At 65.1% G+C, this 4854-nt stretch carries 3 protein-coding genes; all 3 read left to right on the top strand.

Annotation, left to right across the window (positions count from 1 at the left end; all coding sequences use genetic code 11):
• Positions 1-249 precede the first annotated feature (249 nt).
• Entirely contained in the window at positions 250-2772 is a 2523-nt protein-coding gene (locus MJD61_05660; protein MCG8554764.1) for a DEAD/DEAH box helicase, read from the top strand.
• Positions 2773-2912: 140 nt separating this feature from the next.
• Positions 2913-4454 (top strand): ATP-binding protein, encoded by a 1542-nt coding sequence (locus MJD61_05655; protein MCG8554763.1) that lies wholly within the window; start codon positions 2913-2915, stop codon positions 4452-4454.
• Between the two features lie 16 nt (positions 4455-4470).
• Positions 4471-4854 (top strand): WYL domain-containing protein (locus MJD61_05650; protein ID MCG8554762.1); only part of this gene is annotated, 384 nt, incomplete at its 3' end.

Raw genomic sequence — 4854 nt, 5'->3', positions numbered from 1 at the left:
GCCAGCAGCACGTCAAGGGCGTCCGGGCGGCCAGCCATCTCTACGCGCGCAACGCCGCCTGAACGAGCCACTTGCCGGTCGCGATGCTCTCCAGTGGGGCAGCCGTGAACACGAGTGGAGCGCCCGGAACCGGGCACCACTTGCTCCAAACGCGGACGCCGGCTTGTGCGTCCTGCTTGCCCTGCCCATCGGACCCGTGACCATCCCGACAGCCCCGCGTCGGACCTCGCCTGAACTGGCATTTAATGGGTGTCCTGTACACCGCGGCCTGAGGCGACGGCCGCCATCGCGTTGGACGGTGGTAGGCGCCATGGGTTGCGCTTCCGCTGCTCGGCATGCCAGGCGGCTTGCGAGCACGTGGGTCTCGCATTCTCGCTGGTCCTGGAAGAAAAAATGGCGCTGGGATTGGCCGCCCCGCCAAGGGTGCGTGTTCCGGTTGAAAGCCTTGGTGAGCAAGAGCTTGTGGAACACGCGATCAAGGAGCGCACCGAGCGGGCGCAGGACGAGAAAATGGCGCTGAGCTCCTCCGAGCCAACGCGACTCTGGACGGACTACACGATTACAAGTCGGGTATCGGGCAAGACCTACCGGCTGGCGCTCAGGGGCTGGCAGCGTGGAGAATCGTATTGCTCTTGCCCCGACTTTCGCACGAACACACTGGGTACCTGCAAGCACATCCTGCATGCCTTGCGCAAGTTGGAGCGCCGTTTTCCGGCCAGCGTCCGCCGGCGGCCCTACCGGAGAACCGCCATCTCCGTCCATCTTCGCTACGGCGAACAGATCGAGCTGCGCATGGGTCTGCCCGATGACTTGCCCGCATCTGCACGCAAGCTCGTTGCCCCCATGCGCGACAGGCCCATTGACGACCTACGCTTGCTGCTGCGCACCGTGCAGAAACTGGAGACGATCGGAACCGAAGTCACGATCTATCCAGACGCCGAGGAGTACGTTCAACGACGTCTGCTTCAGAGGCGCATCGAGCGCACGGTTGGGCAAATCCGCGAAAACCCCAGCCGGCATCCGCTTCGCACCAGGCTGCTGAAGGTGGAGCTGCTGCCGTATCAACTCGACGGCATCGCCTTTGCGGCCGGTGCAGGACGGGCGATTCTGGCCGACGACATGGGGCTCGGCAAGACCATCCAGGGGATTGGAACCTCCGAGCTGCTGGCCCGACATGCAGGCGTGCGCAAGGTGTTGGTGATCTGCCCAGTATCGCTCAAAACGCAGTGGAAGAACGAGATCACCCGCTTTTCGGATCGCGACTGCCAGCTCGTGATCGGAAGCGCCAAGGAGCGCGCCGAGCAATACGACAACGAGTGCTTCTTCACGATCTGCAACCCCGAGCAGATCTTGCGGGATCTGGGACCGATCGAACGCACGAACTGGGACCTGATCATCCTCGACGAGGGTCAGCGCATCAAGAACTGGGAAGCGAAAACCACGCGCGCGATCAAGGGGCTGCGCTCACTCCTTGCGCTGGTGCTGTCCGGTACGCCGCTCGAGAACAACCTCGGGGAGCTCTACTCGGTGGTGGGCTTCATCGACGACCGCAGGCTCGGACCGGCCTTCCGCTTCTTCAACCGGCACCGTGTGGCGGACGAACGTGGCAAGGTGCTCGGATACAAGAACCTGGCCGAGTTGCGGCGGCACCTGCAACCCGTCTTGCTGCGACGGACGCGCGAGTCGGTCATGAAAGATTTGCCTCCGCGAACTACCGAGATCGTCCGCATCACGCCCACGGAGGAACAGCTCGACGTGCATGGCACCAACATGCAGATCATCCGCGCGATCATGCGTAAAGAGTACATGTCAGAGATGGATCTGCTCCGTATGCGAAAGGCGCTGCTGGTTTGCCGGATGGTGGCCAACAGTACCTTCCTGGTGGACAAGCAGGAGCCGTCGTACTCGAGCAAACTGCAGGAGCTCGATGGCTTGCTGGCCCGACTTGGGGCAGAAGAGGGTCGCAAGATCGTCTTGTTTTCGGAATGGACGACCATGCTCGACCTCATCGGCCCCAGCTTGGAGCGGCACGGGCTGGGCTACGTGCGTCTGGACGGTTCCGTGCCCCAGAAGGCTCGCCAGCCACTGGTGCAACGTTTCTGCGACGATCCGGCCTGTAGGGTCTTCGTCACCACCAACGCGGGCTCCACCGGCCTGAACCTGCAGGTGGCCGATACCGTGATCAACGTAGACCTGCCCTGGAATCCCGCAGTGTTGGAGCAGCGCATCGCCCGTGCCCACCGTATGGGGCAGCGGCGTCCGGTTCATGTCTTCGTGCTTGTCACCGAGGGCACGATCGAGGAGAACCTATTGGGGACGTTGTCGGCGAAGCAGGAGCTTGCGCTCGCCGCGCTTGACGCGAATTCCGAAACCGATACCGTCGACCTGTCCGTTGGTATCGAAGAGCTCAAGGCTCGCCTGGAAGTGCTGCTTGGCGCAAGGCCCGATGCACCGCTGGACGCGAGTGAGAAGGCGCGCCAGCAGGAACGCGTGCAAGCGCTGGTCGAACGCAAGCGGGTCGCTCGCGCGGGTGGCCAGCTTGTCAGCGCCGCGTTCGGTTTTCTTAGCGAGATGTTCCCTCCCGCCCAAGAAACCGAAGAGTCCCGGCAGCTCGCTGGATTGATTCGGGGTCGGCTTGAAGACTGCGTGGAGCGCGACGCGCAGGGTGTCTATCATCTGAACGTGACCTTGCCCGACCCAAAGGCCCTGGACGACCTATCTCGCTCTCTTGGCCGGCTGCTGGCACACCCCGAGGGAGGCGGCGCGACCTGAAGCCTCGCCTCGGGCGGCGATGACATGGCGGCGATGACATGGCGGCGATGACATGGCGGCGATGACATGGCGGCGATGACATGGCGGATTTGCCACGTGGCAAGTTTGCCACGTGGCAAGTTTGCCACTAACCTGAAGCCATGTTTCGCACCAGCCTGCCCGTCACCGCGCTCGATTTCTACGATCGCGAAGAGCCCCTGGCTCGACTCGCACAAGTGGTGCAGGACCTCGGGAAGGGCGTGCCGCGCTGGGTCGCGATCGTGGGATCGCGCAAAGTGGGGAAAACCAGCCTGCTGTGGGAGGCCTCGCGACGAGCGGAGCGGTCTGATCTGCGTTTCGTCACGCTTGACGTGATGGAAACGCTGCCGATCTCGCCGGCCTTTTTTCGACGCTACGCGCTGCGGGTGCTGGATCGGGTGCTCGCCCCCCTGCTCGGCGCGTCTGTGGAGACGCTGGCGGAGCATGGTACGCTTGCACGCGACACGCTGCTGCGTTCCGACACCTTCGAGGCCCTCGGACGCGATCTCCGGGCAGACATCCTCGCGCTCTTCGATCCCGGCGCTGGTGCGGAGTACGAGCGAACCGCACTCGCCTTGCCGGAGCGCCTGGCCGAGTCGCTGGGATTGTGGGTCGTGGTAGCCATCGACGAATTCCAGGAGCTCGCGTCCACCGGCAGCCGCAGCTTGCGCGATGAGCTCTTGCAGAGGATCCGAAGCCTGTGGCAGCAGCACAAGCGCACGACCTACGTCATCTCCGGTTCCGCCCGCAGTATGCTGACGGAGCTTGTGACCGCGCAGCACTCGCCTTTCTTTCAACACTTCGACCTGATGGAGCTCAGCGCCTTCGACCAAGACGACGCCGTGCGCTTGCTGGTCGAGCTCAGTCCCCCAGGGCGCCGGATCCCGGAGACGCTCGCGCGCAGCGCCGCCCGTGTGCTGGGCGGACACCCGTTCTATCTGCAGCTCTTGGGTGAAACGCTCACGAGCGCGGCTCCGCCGTACGACGAGCAAGCGCTGAAGTTGGCCCTGCAGCGGCTCGTGTTCTCGGCCACAGGGCGTCTGGGCTTGTACTACCAAAACGAATTCGCGCGGCTCGTGGGGCGCTCGAGCACGCTGGCAGCCACACTGGAGGCCCTGTCCGAGGGCCCCTGCCGCCTGACCGACATCGCCAAACGAATCGGCGCAAGCAGCGGTGCGATGGCGCGCTACCTCGAGCGGCTCGGCGACGCCGCACGCAAGCTGCCCGACGGTCGCTATGCACTGGCCGATGCCACCTTCGGCATGTGGCTCAGCTGGCGCAAGCCGGGCGGTAGCGTGGTCCCCATGCGGGTCATTGGTGACGAAGCGGAGCTGCGCGTAGCGGAGCACCTCGCGAGCCTGGGCTTCGACCTAGTCTACCAATCGCGAGCGTCCCGCGGCGCCTTCGACCTGCTCGCGACCCGGGCCGCGCACCAGCTGGGCATCCAAGTCAAACGCAGCGCGTTGCCGCTGAGCTTTTCCCGCACCGCATGGAGCCGGATGGCCGCCGACGCCAAGCACCTCCAGTGGCGCTGGGTCGTCGCCGCCGTTTCGCCCCGGGGCGAGGTGTCCATGCTTGACCCCGCAAGAGCGCGCAAGGGCCGGAACATTCGCCTCGCCAAGGGCGCCACCATCGATAATCTGCTCGCGTGGATCGACGCTTGAGGGTCCGTGGCAAGCGGTGTTAGGATCGGGCCCTTCACGACGGGGTAGCGCGTGGCACGACAGAAGCGAGCAGCTCTGGAGCGTCAGTTGGGGATGTGGCTTCCTGAAAGAGCTCGACGAGCTGCTCGCGCGCGCCCAGCACCGCGATCGCGACATCTCCTTGCCCAAGACCCCGCTCGCCCAGCACCCCGAGATCAGCGCAGTGCTCGACGCCGCCATCCGAGCCCGCCGCCGGGCCCAAATCCGCTACCGCGGCACCCGCGACAGCGCCCCCAAGCCCCGCACCATCGAGCCCGCCGCGCTGCGCCTGGCCGGCCGCGACCTCTACGTCATCGCCTACGATCTCGAGCGCAACGCCTGGCGCACCTTCAAGTGCGCCCGCATCCGCCACGCGCTCCTG

The sequence above is a fragment of the Pseudomonadota bacterium genome (assembly GCA_022361155.1).
Taxonomy (GTDB): domain Bacteria; phylum Myxococcota_A; class Polyangia; order Polyangiales; family JAKSBK01; genus JAKSBK01.
This window is presented reverse-complemented; position numbering and strand designations above follow the sequence as displayed.

Bases quoted from the DNA above. Each gene is read 5' to 3' on its own strand.
- MJD61_05655 (MCG8554763.1), top strand. From the start codon at position 2,913: ATGTTTCGCACCAGCCTGCCCGTCACCGCGCTCGATTTCTACGATCGC.